Raw genomic sequence first — 2,040 nt, forward strand, 5'->3', positions numbered from 1 at the left:
CCGATCAGGGCATTGCGCCCGGCGTGGTCGCCGCCGCTCAGGGCGCCGGCCAGGCCACCGAGCAGACCGCCGGTGACCGCGCCGGTGGTCACCGATTTCTGCATCGCCGCGTCGGAGGCACGCAGGTGATTGACCGGCTCGTAACAGGCCGGGTAGTAGTTGGCCTGGGTGGTCTTGGCCACCTTGGCACTGACCCCACCACCGACGCTGGCGCAGCCGCCCAGCAACAGGACGGAAAAGGCGCCGGCGAACATCAGGGAGGAGCGTAGAAAGCGAATCTGCTGCGGATATTCCATGGTCTTGGCCTCATGCTTGAGTTGTCTGATTCCATCCCGGGCCGGCTCGAGCGTACAGCGCCCCTCACCCGCAGCCTGCTCTCCTACGTCAGGGTGCCAGCAGCTCCTTGAGAATCGCCGCCGGATCAGCCTTGCGTTGCAGGCGGTACTCGCCCACATGCTTCACAAACAGCGTAGCCCGTTTCACCAGACTCTTGCCCAGCACCGGCTGGCGCTCGAGCTCCTGACGGGTACGCTGGAACTGCGCCTGGATCACCGCATCGCTGTAGCGGGTGCCGGTGGCCAGGTTGTCGATATAGATGCTCACTGCACCGTCCAGCGCGCTGCGGCCGTTGGCGATGGCCGACTCGTAGAGTTTCGTCGCGGTCTGATCCTGGGCCTGGCGCGCCTGGTTCAGGCTGTTCTGCAGGTTGGTCAGGCGGATGTTGTAGTTGTTGACCGTCTCGGCCACCAGCGCCGCGGACTGGATCAGGTTGGCCGCGGCCTCCTGGCGCTGCTGGGCGATCAGCGAGACGTTGCGCTTGAGCTCCTCGTTGATCAGCGCCAGGCGCGCCTGCAGTTCAGGGTCTTCGCTGCCGGCGATGATGCTGTCGAGCAGCAGGGTCGGGTCGTCGGCATCCTCGATCTCGTCGGTCAGGCCGGCCAGGCGCCCTTCCCTCTGCCATTGCTCGAACAGCTCCTGATAGCGCGAGCGCGGCGCCGACAGCGCGCCCAGGGCGACGCGAAAGCCGGTGGTCTCGTTGCGCTGTTCGCTGCCGTCGGCGGCGAACGAGGGGTATTCGCGGCGCATGCCGGTGAACAGGGTCAGCTCACCTTCCAGGTAGTTGCCGCCCTTGACCACGAAGCCGCCATAGGTGCCCTGGCGGCGTCCGGCGTGAACCATCTGGAAGGGATCGTGGACCATCTCGGCAGCATTGCCGATCACGTCGTGCAGCCCCAGCGGGTTGGGCTTCTTGCTGCCCACCGGCAGCAGCCGCGCGCCCTGCCCCGTGCCGCCGGCGACCTGGGTGAACACCGCCCAGTCGGCCAAGGGGCCATCGCCGTCGACGCCCTCCTCGCGCCGTGGAAACAACCGCGCCTCCAGCTCCTGACGGCTGACTGCATGGCCGCCGCGGGCGGCGAACTCCCATTCCACCTCGGTGGGCAGGCGCACGAAGCCGACGCCGCCGTCTTCCAGGCTCTCGCCGCGGCCGCTGATCGGCAGGCGTTCGCGGTGGTGCCTGAGCAGCCAGGCGCTGTACACCGCGGCGAAGCGCTCGGCCTCGAAGCGCGACAGATTGACCTTGGGCCGGCGCGCCATCACCCCGCCGGCGACCGGCGTGCAGACCTCCTCGCCACCTTCGACCAGGGCCGGCGCCTGATCCATCACCTGCTGGTACTGGCGCTCGGTGACCTCGTACTTGCCGACGAAATACAGCATGGGCTTGAGCAGCTCGTCGTCCTGGCGGATCGGCAGGGTCGGGGCGATGCGCGATCGCCAGTCCTCGGGCAGGTCCTCGACGACGAACTGGCCGTTGATGAAATCGCGCCGGTAGCCGGAGATGAAGGACTGCTGGTAGCCCGGCTCGTCCTCGCTGAAGGGGTAGCCGAGGCTGATCTCGCGGTCGTCCAGGGTGCCGCGGGCGAGGATATAGACGTGGCGGAAGACCATCTCGCCGCCGCAGGGCAGCGGCAGGCTGACGTCGTCTTCCAGCGGCTTGGGGTTGTAATCGGCCGGGCTGCCTGGCGCCGGCGCGGGTACCGC

General features: G+C 68.0%; 1 protein-coding gene and 1 pseudogene. Both read right to left on the bottom strand.

The window, feature by feature from the left end:
* Positions 1-296: pseudogene (locus N878_RS18840) on the bottom strand (type VI secretion-associated lipoprotein TagQ); the annotation flags it as partial.
* Positions 297-384: 88 nt separating this feature from the next.
* On the bottom strand, positions 385-2,040 hold a 1,656-nt coding region (locus N878_RS18845), incomplete at its 5' end, for an SUMF1/EgtB/PvdO family nonheme iron enzyme (protein ID WP_021445134.1).

Origin of the sequence: Pseudomonas sp. EGD-AK9, from assembly GCF_000465935.2 — a bacterium.
GTDB lineage: Bacteria > Pseudomonadota > Gammaproteobacteria > Pseudomonadales > Pseudomonadaceae > Aquipseudomonas.